Origin of the sequence: Mycobacteroides salmoniphilum (assembly GCF_004924335.1) — a bacterium.
Lineage (GTDB): Bacteria > Actinomycetota > Actinomycetes > Mycobacteriales > Mycobacteriaceae > Mycobacterium > Mycobacterium salmoniphilum.
On sequence record NZ_CP024633.1, the window covers coordinates 3,891,260 to 3,909,426 of the forward strand.

An 18,167-nucleotide genomic window follows, 5' to 3' on the forward strand; every position below is an offset into this window, starting at 1 on the left:
TCAGCGCGACGTGATCTTCTGGCGATATCCCTCTTCCAGGATTTTGCGCAGCTTTTCGTCCGAATGCGTGATGGCCAGCGAGATGAACGGCGAGATGACCTTGCCCAGGGCGCGTCCGGCGAGCCCGCCGGGCAGCCGGTAGTCGATGTTGATCTCCAGCTCGGTCTCGTCGTCCGAAATGGGCCGGAACCGACATTCGACCTGGTTGTCGATTCCCGAGCGCGATGCGGTGGTGAACAGGGTGTCGGGATCCCACTCCGTCACCTCGATCGTCGACCGGAGTGTGGCGCCGAGGTTGATGGCGATGTCGTACTTCGCCCCCAGCCCCCGTGGCACGTCGTTGACAAATCGAACGTGCTCGATCCCGAACATCCACTCCGCCAGATGGTGCGCATCGCCGATGTAGTCGAAGGCGTATGCCATCGGCACCTTCGCGGAGGACACGTGGTGGATATGCGTCATATGCACATACCTATCACTTTTTGGCCCCGCGTCGCAGATTCGCGGCCAAAACGCCAGCAACCACCTCGCTCAGTGTGAAGCTACGGCGGAAATTCACGGGAAATCCCGCCATAGCGTCACACTCGGCGTGCCGAGAGCCCTAGGCCAGCGCCGAGGTCTCCGAGCGGCGGGCCGATGCCCGCCGCATGGCGCCCAGCGGATCGGCGAACAAGCCACCGAGGGACACCACACCGGCGCCGGCCTCCTGCACGCGGTTGCCGAACGCTGTCACACGAATATCACGCTTGGACAACGTCGATCGATCCAGGAACGCGGTCTCGACGTCGTTCATCACCTCGGGGTATTCCGTAAAGGCCTGCCCACCTACGATCACCTCGTCGGGGTTGAGGATATCGCGCAGCAGCGCCACCGACTGGCCCAATACCCGGCCACGTTCGGAAAGCAGTTGGCGCGCAGACTCATTGCCGCCGCGCGCGGCCTTGTACACCGCGCTCACCGAGACACCATCACCTGCAGGCACGATGCGTAGTCTCCGCGCGGCGGCCAGCACTGCCTCGTCACTCACGGTGGTTTCCAGCTTGCCGGTACCGCCCAGCAATTCGGAATCAACCGGCAGCGCCGCGATGGTGCCCGGGCCGCTGGACGGGCTGTGCACCCGTCCGTCGATCGCCAGCGCGAAACCGACTGTCTCACGGGTGTATACGTACAGGCTCGTCAGCGAGCGGGCCGCGAAGCGCCGCAGGCCCAGTAGCAGCTCGGCTCCGGCCATCGCGTCCACGTGCGAGGCCACCGATACCGGCAGACCCAGTGTGTCGGCGAAGACGCGGCCAACGGGGGCCTCGGTCCAGCCCAAACGCGGGTGATCCACCGTCCCGGCCGGTCCGTCGACCACACCACCAGTGGCCACCCCGATCCACAGCGGCCGACGCCGGTGCCAGCGGGCCAGGTACCGCTGCGCGCTCCCGGCCAGCGAGGCCAGTGCGGCACCCTGCGGGCCGTTTGGCGTGGGGGTTTCCACCACATCAAGGGTTCGGCCGAACAAGTCGGTCGCCACAATGCTGGTGGCCCGGGCGCCGATGTGGATGCCCAGGGTCAGGAATGGCTCATGGTTGAGCTCCACCGGCACCCGCGGACGACCGATGGCGCCGGAAACCGCCAGATCAGCACGTTCACGAAGCAGCCCGGCGTCCAGCAGCGCGGTGACCTGCCGGTTGACAGTGGCGATGGAAAGGCCTGTGACCTGGGCAATCGCATCGCGGGCCACGGGTCCGCGCACACGGGCCGCGCGGAACACCGAGGACGCGGCGCTATCGCCGATGTACAGGGCGGGGGGATGAATCTGGTGACGGGAAACAGGTCGGCGAATCGGAGAAGTCATGAGAGGGGTCCTTTGGCGGAAGGCCGGATTCAGACGAAGGCTGAAGCGCGGGCTACAGATGGCTATTGGTGTTGTGAACTGGGGCGATACCGCACCCGAGACGTCAGGAAAGACGTGCAGAAACTAGGCGCAGCGACAGACGCAGCGACAACACAGCTCGCGAGCCAGCGGCAGCCGAGAACCAATACCCGCGATCACGAAAGTGACCCGGGGTTCGGCGGCACGCTTGATGGACACAGGCGCAATTTAGCATCCCTACGAGCCGATGTCCTAGTAGGACTTCTGACTACAGTGGCGTCCATGACCAATCCCACGTTCGACGACCGGGTCGCGGTCGTTACCGGCGCCAGCTCAGGAATCGGTGCGGCAACCGCTAAATCCCTTGCCGCCCTTGGATTTCATGTTGTGGTTGCGGCTCGGCGCGAGGACCGCGTCAACGCTCTGGCCGAAGAGATCGGGGGCACCGCGGTTGTGCTCGACGTCACCGACGCCGATTCGGTTGCCGCCCTTGCGCAGAGCCTGGATCGGGTGGACGTGCTGGTGAACAACGCCGGCGGCGCGTGGGGCCTGGAAACGGTGCTCGAGGCGGACCTGGAGCACTGGCGCTGGATGTGGGAGACCAACGTGGTGGGCACCCTGCAGGTGACCCGCGCCCTGCTGCCCGCACTGATTGCCTCCGGCGACGGACTCATCGTCACCATCACCTCCATCGCCGCGCTCGATGTGTACGACGGCGGCAGTGGATACACGTCAGCCAAGCATGCACAGGCGGCGTTACACCGCACGCTGCGCGGCGAGCTTCTCGGAAAGCCCGTGCGGCTCACCGAGGTCGCACCGGGCGCGGTGGAAACCGAGTTCTCGGTGGTGCGCTTCGACGGTGACCAGGACCGGGCGGACGCGGTCTACCGGGGCATCACCCCGTTGGTCGCCGAGGACGTCGCCGAGATCATCGCGTTCGTCGCGTCGCGGCCCCCGCACGTCAATCTGGACCAGATCGTCGTCAAACCGCGAGATCAGGCCTCATCCACCCGCCGCGCGACACGCGACTGAGCCTCCGGCAGGACTCGAACCCGCTCCACCTGTTTACAAGGCAGGCGCTCTTCCCGTTGAGCTAATTCGGCATTGTGGTCCCCCCGGGAAGAATCGAACTTCCATCCTCAGCTTCGTAGGCTGTCACTCTGTCCGTTGAGCTACGGGGGTGGGGCACCGCTGTTCGGCACCCCCGGCGGGGTTCGAACCCGCAACCTCCGGTTCCGGAAACCGGTGCGCTATCCATTGCGCTACGGGGGTATTGGGGCGACCGAAGGGAGTTGAACCCTCGACTGCGGAGTCACAGACCGCTGTGTTTCCGTTACACCACTGCCGCCATGCCGATGGGATGATCCTGTTGATCGGGCCGCTGCCTCACCAGGACTCGAACCTGAACTCCCGGATTCAAAGTCCGGTGGGCTACCGATTACCCCACGAGGCACTGTTGGTGCATGCGGAGGGATGCGAACCCTGCACCCACGCTCCCCGAGCAGGATTCGAACCTGCAGTCGCGGATTAACAATCCGCTGGTTTACCGGTTAACCAACCGGGGAAAGCGCCTGTGGGACAACACCGGAAGCCGACGCATAGGTGAACCTGTCTCGTTCCTTCGGCTCGAAAGGCTCACGCGCCAGCGTCATCCCGGCTTCCTGCGGAGTGCGGTCTCCCTTGAATCCGTTGCAGGACCGACAGGCCGCAACCGTGTTGAGCCAGGAGTCCACTCCCCCGCGGCAGCGCGGCAGCACGTGATCCCACGTATCGGCCCTGGACCCGCAGTACACGCAGGTGTAGCCGTCGCGACGCAGCACTCCCGCGCGGGTCACGCGGTGACCCGACCGGTAAGGGATGTACACATACTCGCGCAGCACGATAGAAGTCGGGAGTTCGACAATCAGCGACGCACTGCGTACATGCACTGCGGGGTCGTGGGTGTCGATGGCGTACACGACTCCCTTGAGCATGAGCTTGACCGCGCGCTGCCACGGGATCAGGTGCAGTACACGGTAGTCTGCGTTGCAGAACTGCACGGTGTGATTGGGCATGAAAGTTGACATTGCCGCGTACCTCCTTTCTTTGTTGAACGGTCGTCGGCAGATGGTCGCGCGGGCAGGATTCGAACCTGCGACTTTCGGGTCATGAGCCCGCTGGACTACCGGACTGTCCTACCGCGCATCGTTTTTCGTCGTACGCCGTGGAGGTTTCGATCCCCCGTCCCCGGATTAAGAATCCGGTGCTATCCCTACTCAGCTAACGGCGCGTAGTACCCCTCCCTGGATTCGAACCAGGAACCTTCCCGCCCTGAACGGGACGCCTCTTCCAGTTGGGCCAGAGGGGCGCATGCCACCACTATAAAGTTTTCAAATAACTTGCAGCACAATGCCTTTCATATCTACCACGCTACACATCGGACCTCCCGGCCCCGTACCGCAAACAATGATGCATCGGCCATGAGCCAATGTAAACCCTATTTATCTGGGTTAATATGTTGCGCTTCAGTAGTTTTGAGCGCACTAAACTCTAGGAATGTCTAGCGACATTCCTAGCAGCGCAAACCACAAGACTAAGATGCTTATGAGAATTTCTCGCCGGCAATCGCCTGTCGCCGGATCGTTCACCCATTGCCTGGGTGCTAAGTCGCAGCGACCACGACGAAACCGCCGGCGACGCTATGCGCATCCCGGCAATCTGCTCGTCATGGAACTGTGCGGACATGGACGCGACGGTACCAGCCTCCCTCGGCTGGTACGGCATGGTTTTTCTGCGCGCGGAACTATCGGGGCGTGGTTGTCGGGGTACCCGACAGCGAGGGCGCGCCCGACGGGGTCAACGGCGCTGACGTCGGCGTCCCCGACAGCGTCGGTGCACCCGACGGGGTGAGCGGGACTGAAGTCGGGATGGACGAGGTCGACGGCGTCGACGTGATCGTCCGTTCCTTCGGATTCGGGGGGAGCGCCGACATCGATTGCCAGGTCGGCCAACTCACCACCCAATCCCACAGGTCGCCGTCGGCGTACGACAACTCGATCGTGGTGCCGGTCACCTCGACGGGATCACCGTAGATGGCGGTGCGGAAATATGACTCGGCATCACCCAACGACAAGTTGATGCAACCGTTCGTGACATTGTTACTGCCTTGCTGACCAACGGTGTTGGGATTGGCGTGGATGAACTCGCCGTTGTTCGAGATCCGGACGGCGAAACGTTCGTGAACGTTGGTGTACCCGGCCGCCGGGTTGGACATCCAGAAATCCTCGTACTTCTCGGTGACGACGTGAATTCCGCTGCGAGTCACGTTGCGCGGCAGGTCCGCCTCGCCGTAGCTGCACGGCAGGTCCAGGATGGTGCCCTCGTCGGTGGTCACCCGGATGCGGTGACTCTGCGCATCGGCATAGACAATCTGACGGCGCCCCACGCTGAAATCCAAGGACATGTCCTCGTTCCCAAACGCCCCATCCCCCAGGGGAATCCCATAGAGGTTGGCCTTCACCCCGACCTTGGTGCCGGCCTTGAAGTACTCGCGTGATCGCCAATGCACTCGGGAACCCTGCTGCTCGTCGGGCAACCAGGCCCAACCGCCTTCGGTGGGCGGGTCGCACACGATGCTCAGCGACTTCTCCGCCGCGGCCTTGTCGGCAATATGCGCATCGAACTGGATGATCACGGGAGCCGCGATCCCCACCGTCTGCCCATCGGCGAGCTGGAACTGACCGTTGACCGTCGCCGTCGGCACCAGGGTGGTGAAGGTGCCGGACACCGCAACGGCCTTGCCGTCCAGCCCTACCGCCGCGCCCTTCCAGGTGTACGTCACGTCGAATCCGAGGGGCTCGGTGGTGCGGAACCTCGTTTGGTCGCGACTGAGCGCTCCGGCGACGACCTTGCCGTCGGCGTTGACCAGCTTCACGTCCTGGAACCACCCGTTGGCTACGGTCACACTGACCGGCGCGGTCGGGTTGACCTCCTTGGCCTTGTCGTCGGGCAAGAAGGTCAGGACGGCCCCCGGTGACGGGGCATCTTGCGGCGCATTCGAGCCGACGGTCGTGCAGGCGGCAGCAACAGCGGGCACCGTCAGACCCAACATCGTGAGCGCGCGCCGTCGCGTCAGCGCATCACGGAGATCTGGTCTGGGGTACTTCACGACACCCCACGATACGGCCCGCCGCGGACAGCTTCGCCCGGCCCGACCAGGATCACACATCGGATCATCCGGGACCTGCAGTTTTGTCGGCTCTCGCGGCTAGTAGACCGGGATATCGAAGATCGCCGCGGGCGCACCGTACTGCGTACCCCAGCCTGCCCAGGCGACATCACTCGGTCCCACCCGCTTGTCGACGAGCACCCAGCCCTGCGCGTCCTGATGCAGCAGGGCTACGTATTTCTTCGACAGGACGCCGTTGGCGGAGGCTTCGGCAAAGGGCGTACCGGTGTAGTCGACGGGACCGCCGTCGGGCGCCTGCATGGCCGACCAGAGGAAGACCCAACCCTCGGCCGACTTGAGGCTACGTACATCCAAACGCACCGGCTTGCCGAGCTGGGCCGTCACGTCCGCGAGCGCCGGCGCCAGGATTGCGGCCGCTTCCGGGGACGCCGGGTCCACCGGCGTCGCACCAGGGTCAGCCGTCGCGAGCGGCGCCGCGAGCAGCCCGACCCAGACCAACAACACCAGGAATCCGATCCGCATGGGCCTCCTTCGTTCCGTGACATTCGAACGGTAGACGACCGCCACGCGCATCTGCGGAAGGCGCGAATTCTGGCTCAACCAGAACTAGACGTCGATCACGGCCGTATCTTCCGGGGTCAGTGCGCGGCCATCGGCCGCGCGCAGCTCGAAGCGTTGCACCGGACGAGATGTCTCGCGATCGACCAGGGAAACACGCGGTTCCCCGGGGGCGAAACAGAACTCGTCGCTCCACTGCCTCAGTGCCACCAAGACAGGGAACAGCCCGCGGCCCTTGTCCGTCAGTTGGTATTCATGGCGCGCCCCAGCGGGAACAACCTCGAGGATGCCGTTGTCCACCAATGTCGCCAGACGCGAAGCCAGGATGTTCTTTGCGAGCCCAAGACTCTTCTGAAACTCCCCGAACCTGCGTAGTCCGTCAAACGCGTCACGAACGATCAGCAGTGACCAGCCGTCCCCGATCTCACCCAGCGGGCGGGCCAAGGTGCAGCTGGAGTCCGCGTGACTGGCGCGACCCACCATGGACAGGCTCCTTTGGTTGCAATATGCAACCATTCATGTCAGGGTTAAACGGTTGCGAAGTGAAACCAACTCTACCGAGGGGTGTCCGTGTTGACCAGACCCGTCATCGTGTTGTTCTCGATTGCCTGCGGGCTCGCGGTGGCGACCATCTACTTCTCACAACCGCTACTGGACACCATCGGCGCGCAATTCTCCATGCCCACAGCACAAGTCGGCATCGTGCTAACCCTCACTCAGGTGGGGTACGCCATCGGCCTACTGCTGATCGTGCCGCTCGGAGATACCGTCAACCAACGCCGGCTCATCGTCGGGCAGACCGTTCTGCTGGGTGTTTCCCTCCTTGCCACGGCGATATCGCCCAATGCGTGGACATTCCTGCTCAGCGTCACCGCGGTCGGTGCGCTCGCGGTGGTGACGCAGGTGATGGTCGCCTACACGGCGGTACATGCCGCGCCAGAGCGACAGGGATGGGCCGTCGGCGTGGTCACCGGCGGCATCATCAGCGGTATTCTCTTGGCACGCACGGTATCCGGCGCCCTGTCCGATATGTTCGGCTGGCGAGCGGTGTATGTGGTGGCCGCCATCGCCGCAGTCGCGACCGCGGCGATGTTGGCGCGCGCACTGCCGCACTCCACGCGCCCGCCTCAGGGGCTGCCCTACCGGCGACTGATCGCCTCCACGCTGCGACTCCTGCGTGACGTGCCGGTGTTGCGCTCGCGGGCCATCATCGCGATGCTCATCTTCGCCGCCATCACCGTGATGTTGACGCCCATGGTGTTACCGCTGACGTCCGCCCCATATCACTTGTCGCATACCCAAGTCGGGTTGTTCGGGCTGGCCGGGGCAGCGGGTGCACTGGGCGCGTTCAAGGCCGGATCATGGTGCGACAGGGGGTGGGCCAATCGGGTTACCGGCGTGGGCCTGTCGCTGATGCTGGCCGCATGGGCATTCGCGGCGACCCTGCGCTGGACCCTGCTCGGACTGACCATCGCAGTCGTGATCATCGACTTCGGGCTGCAGTCGGTACACGTGGCGAATCAGAGCCTCATCTACCGGCTGGATACCGAACTCCGCGGCCGACTCACCGCCGCCTATATGACGTTCTATTCGATCGGCAGCGCTGTCGGCGCCATTATGTCGACCTGGGTGTACGCGGCCCACGGATGGGGCGGAGTTTGCCTGCTGGGCGCCGCGATAAGCCTGGGCGCACTGTGCTATTGGATCGGGAGCAGCACCAGCTCTGGCGTGGTGGCCGCCGCGGACACCGACAACCGCTGCCGGGAAAGTGCCGGCCATGCCTGCACGGCACAGAACGGCGCGCACTGATCCTGTGCGGCGTGCGTCGCGACATGCACACAGCACTGGGTGAGCCGCTCCTCGATCATCGTCGACATATCCATGAACGGCTTGACGGTGATCCGCACTATGCGCTCTCCGAGCATGCGCCGCAGCTTCTCCCGGCGTCCCGGTAACGCCGAGGCGGCGAGCGTCATCAACGTGGAGATTCCCAAATCACAGCTGTCACAGATGGTCTTCCACACATCGCCGATCGTCGGATGCGACAGGGAGGATTGCTCGGAAAGCAGGCCCAACAGCGACTCCTTGACCGCCAGCCGCAGCTGCTGCGGAACCTCCTGATCGGCAATACGATTGGATACCAATCCGAGGTTCTCCTTGAGACGATCGTGTCCGATAAGGGAGGTCAACGACCGCCACACTCCCGCATCATCGCGCAGCAGGTATCCCACCGAGCAGCAGTGGGGATGCGAACACGGCAGGGCCGTCAAGTCGCGCCAGGTGACAACGTCACCCGTCTGCGGGCCAAGACGTTTCAGCACACCGGTATGGGTGAGCCGTTGCATGGGGTCGATCGCGCCTGCTCGGCCCGACCCGAACTGTGGCTGTATCGAGACACCTCCCACGTAGGGCGTGTCGAGGGCCAGCCGGATGACCGCGCCGATGTCCGCGTCGTTGACACCGAGCGCCGCGGTCATGACCAATGTCGTGAAGATCTCGCTGTCCGAGAGACGTTGCACCGCCTCGGCTTTGATTCTGGTCAGATCGCCACCTCGGTGATGGCGCGAAGCGTCGGCCGACGGGCCGTCGTACTGGAGATAGACCTCCACGCGCTCACGGTGACGAGCCAGCAGCTCCAGCAGGGCATCGTCGCGGGCAATGAGAACCCCGTTGGTATTGATCAAGATTCGGGTGATCGGGCGAGCCATCAGCTCGTCGAGCAGCTGGGCAAGATTCGGGTACACGGTGGGTTCGCCGCCGCTGAGCATCAGGACGTCTAGCCGGCCGTTCTCCCGCGCAAGCCGCTGGTCGACGTTGGCGAGCACCCGTTGCACCGGTACCACACCGTGCAGGTCCGGTGAGGAATCGGCGAAGCAGGTTGGGCAGCGTAGATTGCACGCCTCGGTGATGTCGGCCAGCAGGATGCAGGTGTGCTGGGTCTGCATCTCAGGCAACCCGCGCAGATACGCCATCGGGATGGGATCGAAATTGCCTGGCGCATCCGGAACATGGGTCTTGGTGGGAGCCGTCCACTCCTCCAGGTACTCAAGGATCTCTGCGTCCTCGTCATACAGCGTGCGCACCAACCCGTGTGTGCGGCAGGCTCGTTCGAGCCACACCCGATCGTCACGGTGTGCGAGCCAGCCCGAGAGCCGTTCCACCTGCGCAAGCGAGCGCTCCGGGTTCGACTCGTGACACTGAGGACAGAAGGCGTTGACGTACCGCAGGATGCGATCCCCGCGCAGACCCATACCCGCCACGTCTACTCCAATCCGTCCAACATCGAAAGGCAGCCCACGATGAACCCCGTCATGATCGCCACCGTCGCCCACCCGATCATGAAGCCGATTCCCAGCCCACGGACCCAATCTCGGCCCCACACTGTCAACGCGAGCCCGCCACCCAGGCCAATGACGGACATCACGATGGCCACCACGGTCGCCCGGGTGTCAGGTGAAAACCCACCACTCATCGCGTTCTCCAGGACCAGAAAGGTCCCGAATGTCATCATCCAGAACACGAAGATGCCGACGAAGGTCATCCCCACCACCGTGCCATTGCTCGACTTCGGCGGCGGCCGCCGATAGGGGTAGTAACCCGGCGGATACTGCGGATAGCCCGGCGGTGGTGGGTATCCGGCGGGGCCGTACGGATGCGGGCCATATGGGTACGGCTGAGGTTGCTCACCTTCGGGCGGCGGCAGCGGCGGGGTGCTCATTGGTACAGCACCGGATTAAGCCCCGTGCAGATTCCGACCGTGAGCATGGATACCAACGCCCAGCCGACCATCAGGCCCACCCCCCAACCGCGCTTGTCGCGATCCCCCGTTCTGATGAGCACCGTGCCCACGCCAAAAGCAACCGCAATCCCCATCACCGCAACAAATCCGGGTACCGCCTCGAAGCCGGTGCCATACCTGTCGGCCAACGATCCACCGACCATCAGGGCGAGAAATCCAAACACCGCGTTACCGAAAATGAAGGAGAGTGCACCGGCGACCATTGTCGCCCCGCTCGTCCCGGGTTTGGGCTGTTCGGGTGGATAGCTCATGCCGTCGCCACCTCGGCAAGGCGCCTGCGGAACATGCCGTCGTAATACCCCGCACGGTGACCACGCCACAACCGCCACGCGGCAAGTGTCATGCCCATCAGCAGAACCCATTGCGGGCGAGTGAGATTCAGCCAAACCGTTTCGTTGGCGCGGGTGAACTCGACGAAGAACCGGAATACCGCGTACGCGGACACGTAGAGCACGAAGAGCTCACCGGGATGTGTCACACGCGGACGCAGCCACCACCACAGCACGGCGAAAGCCACCAACTGGAAGGCGATCTCGTACAGGAAGGACGGATGCATGGCCACCCCGGTCAGGCATCCCGGACAGTTCGGCCGCGTGGCCGGAGCGTGCACACCCCACGGCAGCGAGGTGGGTCGGCCCGGAGCCTCGGTGAGGTGACATCCGATCCGGCCCACGGCCATACCCAATGCCACCGCGGGGGCGAACAGATCGCCCGTCTTGGCCTGGTAACCGATAAGCCGCTTGGCCACCAAGACGCCGACGTACGCCCCCAACAGCCCGCCGATGATGCTGCGCGACCCGAACATCCACGCCTCGACAAGGCTGGGATTGTGCGCCGGGTTGAGATGTTCGATCCAGCCCGATAGCCGCATACCGATCGCGCCGCCGACCAGCGCACCCGCCACCGCGATCAGCGACTGTTCCGCGGGAGCACCCCTGCGCCGCGCTTCGCCGGCGAAGACCAGGGCGGCAACCAGCACTCCGAGCCCTACAAAGAGCCCGTGCACGCCAATTCCCAGCCCCATCGGCTCACTGTACGAGCCAGCACCGCAGATACGCAGGGCAAACGCGCGGATTACCGGAAGTTACAGCGCGCAGCCCACCAGCACCGGCTCGGGGACCAGACGGACGCCAAAGGCATCCAAGACCCCGTCGCGAACGGTACGTGCGAGCTCCAGCAAGTCGCCGGTGCTCCCTCCCCCGCGATGAGTCAGTGCCAGTGCATGTTTCGTGGACACCCGCACCGAAGACTGCGCGTTCGGATAACCCTTGACGAACCCGGCTCGCTCCACAAGCCAGCCAGCCGAGAGTTTCACCCCATCCGGGGCCGGATACTGCGGAATGGCGACATCGGGCCCTAGTCGTTCGCGGACGTGTGCCCGAACGGCGTCCAGATCATCCTCGGCAACTACAGGATTCGTAAAGAAGGAACCGACACTCCAGGTGTCGTGATCGGACTCGTCGAGCACCATGCCCTTGCGCCGGCGCAGGCCGAGCACCGCCTCGCGCACCGCCAGCGCATCGGTGCGTTCCCCGGGCTCCACCCCGAGTTCCTTGGCAAGCTCCGGGTAGCGGATCGGAGAGCTCAGACCGTCGGTGGACAAACCGAACTCGACCCCGAGCACCACGCGTGCATCGGTGCCCTTGAGAATGCTGGTGCGATAGCCGAACCCCAGCTCGCCGGGCTCATACCAACGCGCCTGTCCGGTCGTCCGGTCCAGCACCCGTACGCGCCGCAGCAGCGCGGCCACCTCGACGCCATAGGCACCCACGTTCTGCACCGGCGTGGCCCCGGCGGTGCCCGGGATTCCCGACAGGCATTCCAGTCCCCCCAGACCGGCCCGCAGCGAGAGCGCCACCACCTCGTCCCAATTGGTTCCCGCGTCCGCCCGCAACAGCGGCCCATCCACCGTCACACCGGCCGAGGCGATGTGCACCACCGTGAGGTCCGGAAGGTGGTCGGCCAACACCAGATTCGAACCGCCCGCGAGGAGCAGGGCGGGTTGGCCGTCAAGCGCGGCCAGCACGCCGGTCACCTGCGCGCTGCTCTCGCACCGAATGAGCGTGGCTGCCACCGGACCCAGCCGCAAGGTCGTCAACGCGGCAAGCGGAGCATCATCGGTCACCAGGGCGCCGAGATCCTCGATCTTCGCGCGCGTTGTTGGTGCCAGCCTTTTCGGTCTTCGCGCAAGCGGCTCATCCGCGCCCAATGGTCTTCGCGCAAGCGGCTCATCCAAGCTCACGGGCGCTAACGGTAGCCTTGCCACCCATGGCACGCTCATTTGACCTGTCAGTGGAGTATTCGGCCAGCGTCGAACAGGTCCATGCGGCCTTCGCCGATGAGGGCTACTGGAATGAACGTCTGGCCGGCTCCGGCGCCGACACCGCCACACTGGATTCCCTGAAATCCGATGGCGGCGCCCTTGAAATCGTCACCACTCAGGTGCTGCGCAGCGATCGGCTGCCGGGCATCGTGTCGCAGTTTCACCGAGGCGACCTGCGGATCGTCCGCACCGAGAAGTGGAGCGCCATCTCCGACGGTGCGTCCGAGGGAACCGTGGTGGGCTCGATACCGGGTGCACCCGTCACCCTCGCCGGTACCGCACGGCTGCACACCGGCGCCAAGGGCTCACGTCAGGACCTGAAGGTCAGCGTCGAGGTGAAGATCCCCCTGGTCGGCGGCAAGATCGAGGGCTTCGTCGGCGGAAAACTCATGGACCTGTTATCTGCCGAACAGCGATTCACCTCGGGGTGGATCGGCACCCACGGCTAACCTGGGTCCGATGTCCAGGCGTTCGGTGTTCACGGTGAATTTTCCGGCTCCGGCCGAGAAGATCTACCAGGACTTTGCGAGCCGGGACTACTGGGAAACCCTGATGTCGGCGTATGGGTGGCTCACACCGGTCTCGGAGATTCACACCCTGACGGTGACCGACCGCGGTATCGATGTGGTCATCAAACAGAATCTGCCCCGCATGTATCTGCCGCCGATCGCGCAGAAGGTGATGCTCACCGACATGATCATCACCCGGACGCAGCATTTCGACCCGTTTGATCAGGGCAAGGGGTCCGCGATGGGCAGCTACGGTGCCTCCGTGCTCGCCGGACCGGGCGCCTTCACGGGGGTCTGCACGCTGTCCGATACCGATCAGGGTTCTCAGCTGAGGCTCTCCAGCACCTGCAAGGTGTACATCCCGTTCATCGGGGGCAAGCTCGAAGACCTGATCCTGTACCACGTCAGCGACCTGTTCCGCGTGGAGGAAGGCTTCATCGCCGACTGGATCTCGAAGCACCACTAGCGGTGTTGTCTCGTGAGGTTGCCCGCACTATTTCGGAGCCTCGAAGCCGCCGATTTTCTGCTCGAGCAGTTCGGCCATCCGCAGCGGGGTGCGGTCCTCGAACATCGGACCGATGAGCTGCACCCCTACCGGCAGCCCTGCCGAGGATCGGCCCGCTGGTATTGCGGTGGCGGGCAGGCCGGGCATGGTCGCCAGGCCGGCCCAGACCAGCTGATTGACGAACGGGTGCTCGATGCCGTCGATGGTGATATGCCGTTCTTGCAGATCCAGCTCGTGATCGTGCGGGAAGGCAGGAGTCGGCGTGATCGGACACACCACCACATCGAATTCGGCGAAGAGCTGCCGCCAGCCGTGGCGATGAAGTTCGCGACGGCTGTTCGCCTCGATCCAGTCGCGGTGGCTGAACACCGGGCCGCGCAACCATGCTGTGTCGAAACCCCGGTCATCTGTATTCAGCGTGGCGGCCAGGATCCGTAGTTGGTCGTACCTCTCCACGGGATAACCTGCCGCGAGATTCGACGTGAGTAGCTCGGCATAAAGCCCTGCGGCGTCGGCCAGATCGGGCAGCAGCGGACTGTACCGTTCGACGCGGGCGCCGCCGTCGACGAGCGCGTCAAAGACGCGGTTAACGGCGGCCCGCACGGCGGATCCGGTGGGGATGAGTGGATGCTCGTCCAGGACCAAGACACGAAAGTCGCAGAGACGTTCGTGGCGGGCGGGTGGTAGAGCCACGTCGAATCCGACGCCCAAGGTGAGCGGGTCCGGCCCTGCCATCACCTCCAAAAGCAGTGCGAGGTCGCGGGCAGTGCGTGCCATGGGGCCGACCACGCTCAGATCGCGGTCGGTGGGCAACGGCGGATTGGGCGGCGGAAGATGACCGCGATTCGCCACAAGTCCGAGTGTCGGCTTGTGCGCGTAGACACCGCAGAAATGAGCGGGTGTGCGCAGTGAACCCGCGATGTCGGAGCCGATGGACAGCGCGCCGAATCCGGACGCCAGTGCGGCCGCTGATCCGCCCGAGGACCCGCCCGGCGTTCGACCGTGATCCCATGGGTTGTTGGTGGTGCCGTAGATCTCATTGAAGCTCTGCAGATCTTGGAGCATTAAGGGCACGTTGGTCTTTCCGAGCACGACGGCGCCGGCGGTCTTGATCCGCGATACCTGCACCGCGTCGTCCGTCGGCAGGTAGTTCCGGTACTGGGGCATACCCCAGGTCGTGGCCAGCCCTGCCACGTTGTAGGACTCTTTGACTGTCATCGGGATACCGAGCAGCGGCCGGTCCTCGCCGCGAGCACGCGCCTGATCGGCATCGCGCGCAGCGGCTCGCGCCCGATCGAAGTCCGGCACACAGATAGCGTTGATCACCACGTCGTCCTGCTCGATACGGGCGATTGCCTCGTCAGTCAGTGCTACTGAGGTGACCTCACCGGCACGCAACGCGATCGCGAGTCCCTCGGCCGACTCAAAACTCCATTCCATGAATCTGACGCTATCCGCCTGCCGCGGAGGACATAAAATACCGCTGAGCGCAACAGGATCGGTGTTTTCTCGCCACGATGGCCCACGACGCCAACGTCAGTAGTCCGATTCGGCGGCCAGTAACTCGGCGAGGAACGCGTCACCGGCAGGCGTGGCCAGTCGGGCGCGCGCGAATGCCCGGACCCGATCGCGCAACTCGCTCGATTCCGCGGCCTCCCCGACACCCACACTCACCCGTGCCGCCGACCAGTCGGCATTCCAGGCTTGCGCCTCATCGGCAGGCCGACCGTCGCCATCGAACACCGGCAGCACCGCACCGCCTTCGGCATCCAACGCACCGGCCCCATGAAACGCACCGCAGGACAACGAGACCGGAATACCCGCGGCCGATTCGGGGCCGGATAGCGCCGCTCGCAGCTGGGCGATTACCGTCGCGCCCTCGGCGAGCACCCTCCAGGCCAGATTGCGTTCGGCCGCGTCGAAGATCCCCGGTGGCACGTCCGACCAGGCGATGGTCGCGTCCCCCGAGGCGATCACGCCCGAGGGCCTGGACTCATCGTCCAGGCCGGCGGCCAGCGCATAGTCCTCGCGTCGCGCGGCCGTGGCGCCGTGGGCACCCCACTGGAGTTCATCATCGTCGGACAGCTCACGACACCGCGCCACCAGCGCGTCCACTCGCGGGTCGCCATACGAACCGAGCGCCGCACCGTGGGGCGCCAGCAGCTCGGCCACATCGGCGTCCAGGGTGTCGTCGGTGAAATAGTCCTCGGCAGCCGCGGTCAGCACCGCGAGCTCAGCGTCGAGCACCGGCCGGTCCAGCGCGACAATGCCGTCGCGGCGACTGGCCGGCCACCATCGCCGCAGCCAATGCCCCAACGCCAGCCGTCGCAAGGAATCTGTCGACCCGGCCAGCACGGTCACCGACTGCAGCTCGATCACCTTGGTGGGATCAGGATCACGCAGCGCCTCGATGACCGCGACGTGCCCGGCCTCACCGAGAACCCTCCACATCCAGTCGGCCCGGGCCGCGTCGGTGAAGCTGATCACCGGAGAAAGCGACGGGTCGTCAATCGGCCACGACAGCACAGCGCCACTGACCTCGAGAACGGCGACCGCACCCACCGGCGCAGGTGCCGGACCCGTTGCCCAGACACCGGATTCGTTGATCAGCTTCATGCGGTAACCTGCAATTCCAGCATGGCCTTGATCCGCTGCCGGTGGTCCAGGCTTACCGAGCGCGCCACCCCCTCCAGCAGTGACCGAAGGTCATCGACGTCAGCGCACGATTCCTGCCAGACATCGCGACCGTGCAACCTGGCCCACAACCTGCTCACGTAGGGCCGCGTGAACGCGGCGAGGTCGTCGACAACCTGTCGCTGCCGGGGATGGATGGGTTCACCGTCGGCGAGATAGCGCCGGGCATGCATCACGTAGGCCTCTTTCACCAGCCGGGCCTGAACGCGCCCGGAGAGTTCGTAACGCGTCGTCACCGAATCATCCAGTGGCCGCAGGTCCGTCGCCATCTCAACACCCGCCAGCAGGGCGGCCTGTTTGTCCTCGCTCATCAGACCCCATGGGGCGCAGGCCCGGTCGACCTCCTCGGCACACAGCAGCGGAACATCGGGCAGCTCGTCGTGGTCCAGCGCCCGGCGCAGTGTGGCCCGCACCCGATCAACGACGCTGCGATCCATCGGACGGTCGCCTTCGGTGTCTCCATCGATCGCCGGGGGTAGTTGTGGTTCGGCCGAACTCAATCCGATCTCGACAATGGACCACGGCAGCGTGGCGACCGTGCCGTGCGCGCTCGCACCCAGGTTGTACGGCGTGGCATCGGCGATCAACGCCGTCCACACCCGTTGGCGCGCAGACATCTCACGATGACTGCTGGCCGCACCGAGCACCGTGGTGAGTCCCGTGAAGAACGGGCCGGTGATGGTGTCGTCCGGCCGCACATCGCGCCAGCTCCGGTCCCGCAAGGTGGCGAGTCTGGCCACCACGTCGGGGTCATCGACATGACGGTTGAGCACCTCGATCGCCGTACGGTCCCGATCGTGGTGCAGATCGTGCAGCACAACCGTCGCGGTGCGCTGATCCTCAACCTGCGGAAAGCCTTTGGTGACGGCCAATTCGAAACACACCGGGAAGTAGAGCTCTTGGGCATTGCCCGTGGTAATGCGCTGCCTGCGCCGCTCGGCCTTGAGCATCACAAACCAGTCGGCCGTGGCCCGCAACTGCGGACCGTGCCCCACGATCAGAGCGTGCATGGCCGCGGCCACCTCGGGATCCAGCACGGGGGCCGAGAAGGCGGCATTGCTACGCAGCCTCAGCACCAGAGGGTCCAGGATCCGTTTCACGGTCCGACGCAGCGGCCCACCGTCGTCGGCACTGAGCACCTCGACACCGGAGCCGATCGCGCGCCAGGCCCGGTCGATCACGGCACGCCGCGGCACCGACGACCGCACCGTGACGGCGGCCTCGGATGTTGCCGACCCGATGCTCACCGTCACAAGGGTAATCGTTGTCGGCCGCCCAAAAGTTGGGTTCGGTAGCGGGCGGCCTGGTCGACGATATCGACATGACCACAGGACGATTTCCCACCATTGCCAGGGTCTTCGGTGGATGCGCTGCGTTGCTGTCCGGCCGCCGGAACACCTCGGAGCACCCTGGTCCGGAGGCCGACGAGCGGCTCGTCACGATCGAGGAATTCGCCGCCGAATTCGACCACGTGCTGATCCGCAAGCGGCTGCTAGCCGGGGCACAGCGCGCCGTGATCGACGGGGGCACCCGCTCGCGCGGGGTGGTCACCGGGTTGAGCGCCACCGGTTCAGGCCGCGAGATGCAACTGGACCTCATGGTGACCCGGCCGGACGGCCGCCAGTTCCCGGCGCGCGAAACTGCGGTGATACCCGCTTCCGCACTGCCGAAGATGGCACCGGGCAGCGTGATCGACGCCTACTACCGGCCTGGCGACCACAGCATCATCGCGGTCCGGGCGTGTTCCGACTGA

The 18,167-nt window shown here is 64.9% G+C and carries 19 protein-coding genes and 9 tRNA genes; 5 read left to right on the top strand and 23 right to left on the bottom strand.

Annotation, left to right across the window (positions count from 1 at the left end):
* Both DSM43276_RS19405 and DSM43276_RS19410 read right to left on the bottom strand, forming a co-directional pair.
* Nucleotides 1–462 carry an SRPBCC family protein gene (locus DSM43276_RS19405; RefSeq protein WP_078327955.1) on the bottom strand — a complete coding sequence of 154 codons (462 nt, stop codon included), beginning with the start codon at nt 460–462 and terminating at the stop codon, nt 1–3.
* A 139-nt stretch (nt 463–601) separates the two neighbouring features.
* Nucleotides 602–1,840 (bottom strand): ROK family transcriptional regulator, encoded by a 1,239-nt coding sequence (locus DSM43276_RS19410; protein ID WP_078327956.1) that lies wholly within the window; start codon nt 1,838–1,840, stop codon nt 602–604.
* A gap of 300 nt (nt 1,841–2,140) precedes the next feature.
* Here DSM43276_RS19410 and DSM43276_RS19415 point away from each other — a divergent pair, with 300 nt between their 5' ends.
* Nucleotides 2,141–2,890, top strand: a complete 750-nt coding sequence (locus DSM43276_RS19415) for an SDR family NAD(P)-dependent oxidoreductase (protein WP_078327957.1) — start codon at nt 2,141–2,143, stop codon at nt 2,888–2,890.
* A 2-nt stretch (nt 2,891–2,892) separates the two neighbouring features.
* On the opposite strand, the gene DSM43276_RS23635 is transcribed toward DSM43276_RS19415, so the two are convergent.
* The 13 genes from DSM43276_RS23635 to DSM43276_RS19475 all read right to left on the bottom strand — a co-directional run bounded on the left by DSM43276_RS23635 (nt 2,893) and on the right by DSM43276_RS19475 (nt 7,067).
* Nucleotides 2,893–2,953 (bottom strand) — tRNA-Thr (locus tag DSM43276_RS23635).
* 12 nt (nt 2,954–2,965) lie between these two features.
* Nucleotides 2,966–3,040: transfer RNA gene (locus DSM43276_RS19420), tRNA-Arg, on the bottom strand.
* Between the two features lie 17 nt (nt 3,041–3,057).
* Nucleotides 3,058–3,130: transfer RNA gene (locus DSM43276_RS19425), tRNA-Arg, on the bottom strand.
* 2 nt (nt 3,131–3,132) lie between these two features.
* Nucleotides 3,133–3,206 (bottom strand) — tRNA-His (locus DSM43276_RS19430).
* 33 nt (nt 3,207–3,239) lie between these two features.
* Nucleotides 3,240–3,311: transfer RNA gene (locus DSM43276_RS19435), tRNA-Gln, on the bottom strand.
* Nucleotides 3,312–3,351: 40 nt separating this feature from the next.
* Nucleotides 3,352–3,423: transfer RNA gene (locus tag DSM43276_RS19440), tRNA-Asn, on the bottom strand.
* The gene (locus DSM43276_RS19445; RefSeq protein WP_078327958.1) at nt 3,409–3,924 is read right to left on the bottom strand and encodes an HNH endonuclease; all 516 of its coding nucleotides are present in this window, start codon (nt 3,922–3,924) and stop codon (nt 3,409–3,411) included. Before DSM43276_RS19445 ends, DSM43276_RS19440 begins: the two co-directional genes overlap by 15 nt.
* A 41-nt stretch (nt 3,925–3,965) precedes the next feature.
* Nucleotides 3,966–4,042: transfer RNA gene (locus DSM43276_RS19450), tRNA-Ile, on the bottom strand.
* Nucleotides 4,043–4,055: 13 nt separating this feature from the next.
* Nucleotides 4,056–4,127, bottom strand: a tRNA-Lys gene (locus DSM43276_RS19455).
* 4 nt (nt 4,128–4,131) lie between these two features.
* Nucleotides 4,132–4,205: transfer RNA gene (locus DSM43276_RS19460), tRNA-Leu, on the bottom strand.
* A gap of 435 nt (nt 4,206–4,640) precedes the next feature.
* A complete protein-coding gene (locus DSM43276_RS19465) occupies nt 4,641–6,005 on the bottom strand; it encodes a L,D-transpeptidase (RefSeq protein WP_078327959.1) in 1,365 nt (454 codons plus the stop codon).
* Between the two features lie 99 nt (nt 6,006–6,104).
* On the bottom strand, nt 6,105–6,548 hold the full coding sequence (locus DSM43276_RS19470; protein WP_078327960.1) for a hypothetical protein: 444 nt from the start codon (nt 6,546–6,548) through the stop codon (nt 6,105–6,107).
* Nucleotides 6,549–6,632: 84 nt separating this feature from the next.
* Nucleotides 6,633–7,067, bottom strand: coding sequence for a winged helix-turn-helix transcriptional regulator (locus DSM43276_RS19475; RefSeq protein ID WP_078327961.1), 435 nt, complete (start codon nt 7,065–7,067; stop codon nt 6,633–6,635).
* A gap of 87 nt (nt 7,068–7,154) precedes the next feature.
* On the opposite strand from DSM43276_RS19475, the gene DSM43276_RS19480 reads away from it, so the two are divergent.
* A complete protein-coding gene (locus DSM43276_RS19480; RefSeq protein ID WP_078328030.1) occupies nt 7,155–8,393 on the top strand; it encodes an MFS transporter in 1,239 nt (412 codons plus the stop codon).
* Here DSM43276_RS19480 and DSM43276_RS19485 read toward each other — a convergent pair.
* The 5 genes from DSM43276_RS19485 to DSM43276_RS19505 are packed head-to-tail and all read right to left on the bottom strand — an operon-like array spanning nt 8,282 to nt 12,553.
* Entirely contained in the window at nt 8,282–9,835 is a 1,554-nt protein-coding gene (locus tag DSM43276_RS19485) for a radical SAM protein (RefSeq protein WP_078328029.1), read from the bottom strand. The genes DSM43276_RS19480 and DSM43276_RS19485 overlap by 112 nt on opposite strands.
* 11 nt (nt 9,836–9,846) lie before the next feature.
* Nucleotides 9,847–10,302 (bottom strand): hypothetical protein, encoded by a 456-nt coding sequence (locus DSM43276_RS19490; protein ID WP_078327962.1) that lies wholly within the window; start codon nt 10,300–10,302, stop codon nt 9,847–9,849.
* On the bottom strand, nt 10,299–10,634 hold the full coding sequence (locus tag DSM43276_RS19495) for a hypothetical protein (RefSeq protein ID WP_136629125.1): 336 nt from the start codon (nt 10,632–10,634) through the stop codon (nt 10,299–10,301). The genes DSM43276_RS19490 and DSM43276_RS19495 overlap by 4 nt, the downstream gene beginning before the upstream one ends.
* Nucleotides 10,631–11,407: a prolipoprotein diacylglyceryl transferase gene (locus DSM43276_RS19500; protein ID WP_078327964.1), complete on the bottom strand. Its 777-nt coding sequence runs from the start codon at nt 11,405–11,407 to the stop codon at nt 10,631–10,633. Before DSM43276_RS19500 ends, DSM43276_RS19495 begins: the two co-directional genes overlap by 4 nt.
* A gap of 60 nt (nt 11,408–11,467) precedes the next feature.
* Nucleotides 11,468–12,553, bottom strand: a complete 1,086-nt coding sequence (locus DSM43276_RS19505) for a UDP-N-acetylmuramate dehydrogenase (protein WP_234802936.1) — start codon at nt 12,551–12,553, stop codon at nt 11,468–11,470.
* A 98-nt stretch (nt 12,554–12,651) separates the two neighbouring features.
* Here DSM43276_RS19505 and DSM43276_RS19510 point away from each other — a divergent pair, with 98 nt between their 5' ends.
* Both DSM43276_RS19510 and DSM43276_RS19515 read left to right on the top strand, forming a co-directional pair.
* The gene (locus DSM43276_RS19510) at nt 12,652–13,155 is read left to right on the top strand and encodes a DUF2505 domain-containing protein (protein ID WP_078328031.1); all 504 of its coding nucleotides are present in this window, start codon (nt 12,652–12,654) and stop codon (nt 13,153–13,155) included.
* Between the two features lie 10 nt (nt 13,156–13,165).
* Nucleotides 13,166–13,681, top strand: coding sequence for a DUF2505 domain-containing protein (locus DSM43276_RS19515; RefSeq protein WP_078327966.1), 516 nt, complete (start codon nt 13,166–13,168; stop codon nt 13,679–13,681).
* A 27-nt stretch (nt 13,682–13,708) separates the two neighbouring features.
* Here DSM43276_RS19515 and DSM43276_RS19520 read toward each other — a convergent pair whose 3' ends face one another.
* The 3 genes from DSM43276_RS19520 to DSM43276_RS19530 form a co-directional block, all read right to left on the bottom strand.
* Complete coding sequence (locus DSM43276_RS19520; protein ID WP_136629126.1) at nt 13,709–15,160, bottom strand: amidase; 1,452 nt, start codon at nt 15,158–15,160, stop codon at nt 13,709–13,711.
* 96 nt (nt 15,161–15,256) lie between these two features.
* Nucleotides 15,257–16,336: a hypothetical protein gene (locus DSM43276_RS19525; RefSeq protein ID WP_078327968.1), complete on the bottom strand. Its 1,080-nt coding sequence runs from the start codon at nt 16,334–16,336 to the stop codon at nt 15,257–15,259.
* Nucleotides 16,333–17,661 (bottom strand): hypothetical protein, encoded by a 1,329-nt coding sequence (locus DSM43276_RS19530; protein ID WP_078328032.1) that lies wholly within the window; start codon nt 17,659–17,661, stop codon nt 16,333–16,335. The genes DSM43276_RS19525 and DSM43276_RS19530 overlap by 4 nt, the downstream gene beginning before the upstream one ends.
* A gap of 68 nt (nt 17,662–17,729) precedes the next feature.
* On the opposite strand from DSM43276_RS19530, the gene DSM43276_RS19535 reads away from it, so the two are divergent.
* A complete protein-coding gene (locus tag DSM43276_RS19535; RefSeq protein WP_078328033.1) occupies nt 17,730–18,167 on the top strand; it encodes a hypothetical protein in 438 nt (145 codons plus the stop codon).

Bases quoted from the DNA above. Each gene is read 5' to 3' on its own strand.
- DSM43276_RS19405 (WP_078327955.1), bottom strand. From the start codon at position 462: ATGACGCATATCCACCACGTGTCCTCCGCGAAGGTGCCGATGGCATAC.
- DSM43276_RS19410 (WP_078327956.1), bottom strand. From the start codon at position 1,840: ATGACTTCTCCGATTCGCCGACCTGTTTCCCGTCACCAGATTCATCCC.
- DSM43276_RS19415 (WP_078327957.1), top strand. From the start codon at position 2,141: ATGACCAATCCCACGTTCGACGACCGGGTCGCGGTCGTTACCGGCGCC.
- DSM43276_RS19445 (WP_078327958.1), bottom strand. From the start codon at position 3,924: ATGTCAACTTTCATGCCCAATCACACCGTGCAGTTCTGCAACGCAGAC.
- DSM43276_RS19470 (WP_078327960.1), bottom strand. From the start codon at position 6,548: ATGCGGATCGGATTCCTGGTGTTGTTGGTCTGGGTCGGGCTGCTCGCG.
- DSM43276_RS19475 (WP_078327961.1), bottom strand. From the start codon at position 7,067: ATGGTGGGTCGCGCCAGTCACGCGGACTCCAGCTGCACCTTGGCCCGC.
- DSM43276_RS19485 (WP_078328029.1), bottom strand. From the start codon at position 9,835: ATGGGTCTGCGCGGGGATCGCATCCTGCGGTACGTCAACGCCTTCTGT.
- DSM43276_RS19490 (WP_078327962.1), bottom strand. From the start codon at position 10,302: ATGAGCACCCCGCCGCTGCCGCCGCCCGAAGGTGAGCAACCTCAGCCG.
- DSM43276_RS19495 (WP_136629125.1), bottom strand. From the start codon at position 10,634: ATGAGCTATCCACCCGAACAGCCCAAACCCGGGACGAGCGGGGCGACA.
- DSM43276_RS19500 (WP_078327964.1), bottom strand. From the start codon at position 11,407: ATGGGGCTGGGAATTGGCGTGCACGGGCTCTTTGTAGGGCTCGGAGTG.
- DSM43276_RS19510 (WP_078328031.1), top strand. From the start codon at position 12,652: ATGGCACGCTCATTTGACCTGTCAGTGGAGTATTCGGCCAGCGTCGAA.
- DSM43276_RS19515 (WP_078327966.1), top strand. From the start codon at position 13,166: ATGTCCAGGCGTTCGGTGTTCACGGTGAATTTTCCGGCTCCGGCCGAG.
- DSM43276_RS19520 (WP_136629126.1), bottom strand. From the start codon at position 15,160: ATGGAATGGAGTTTTGAGTCGGCCGAGGGACTCGCGATCGCGTTGCGT.
- DSM43276_RS19525 (WP_078327968.1), bottom strand. From the start codon at position 16,336: ATGAAGCTGATCAACGAATCCGGTGTCTGGGCAACGGGTCCGGCACCT.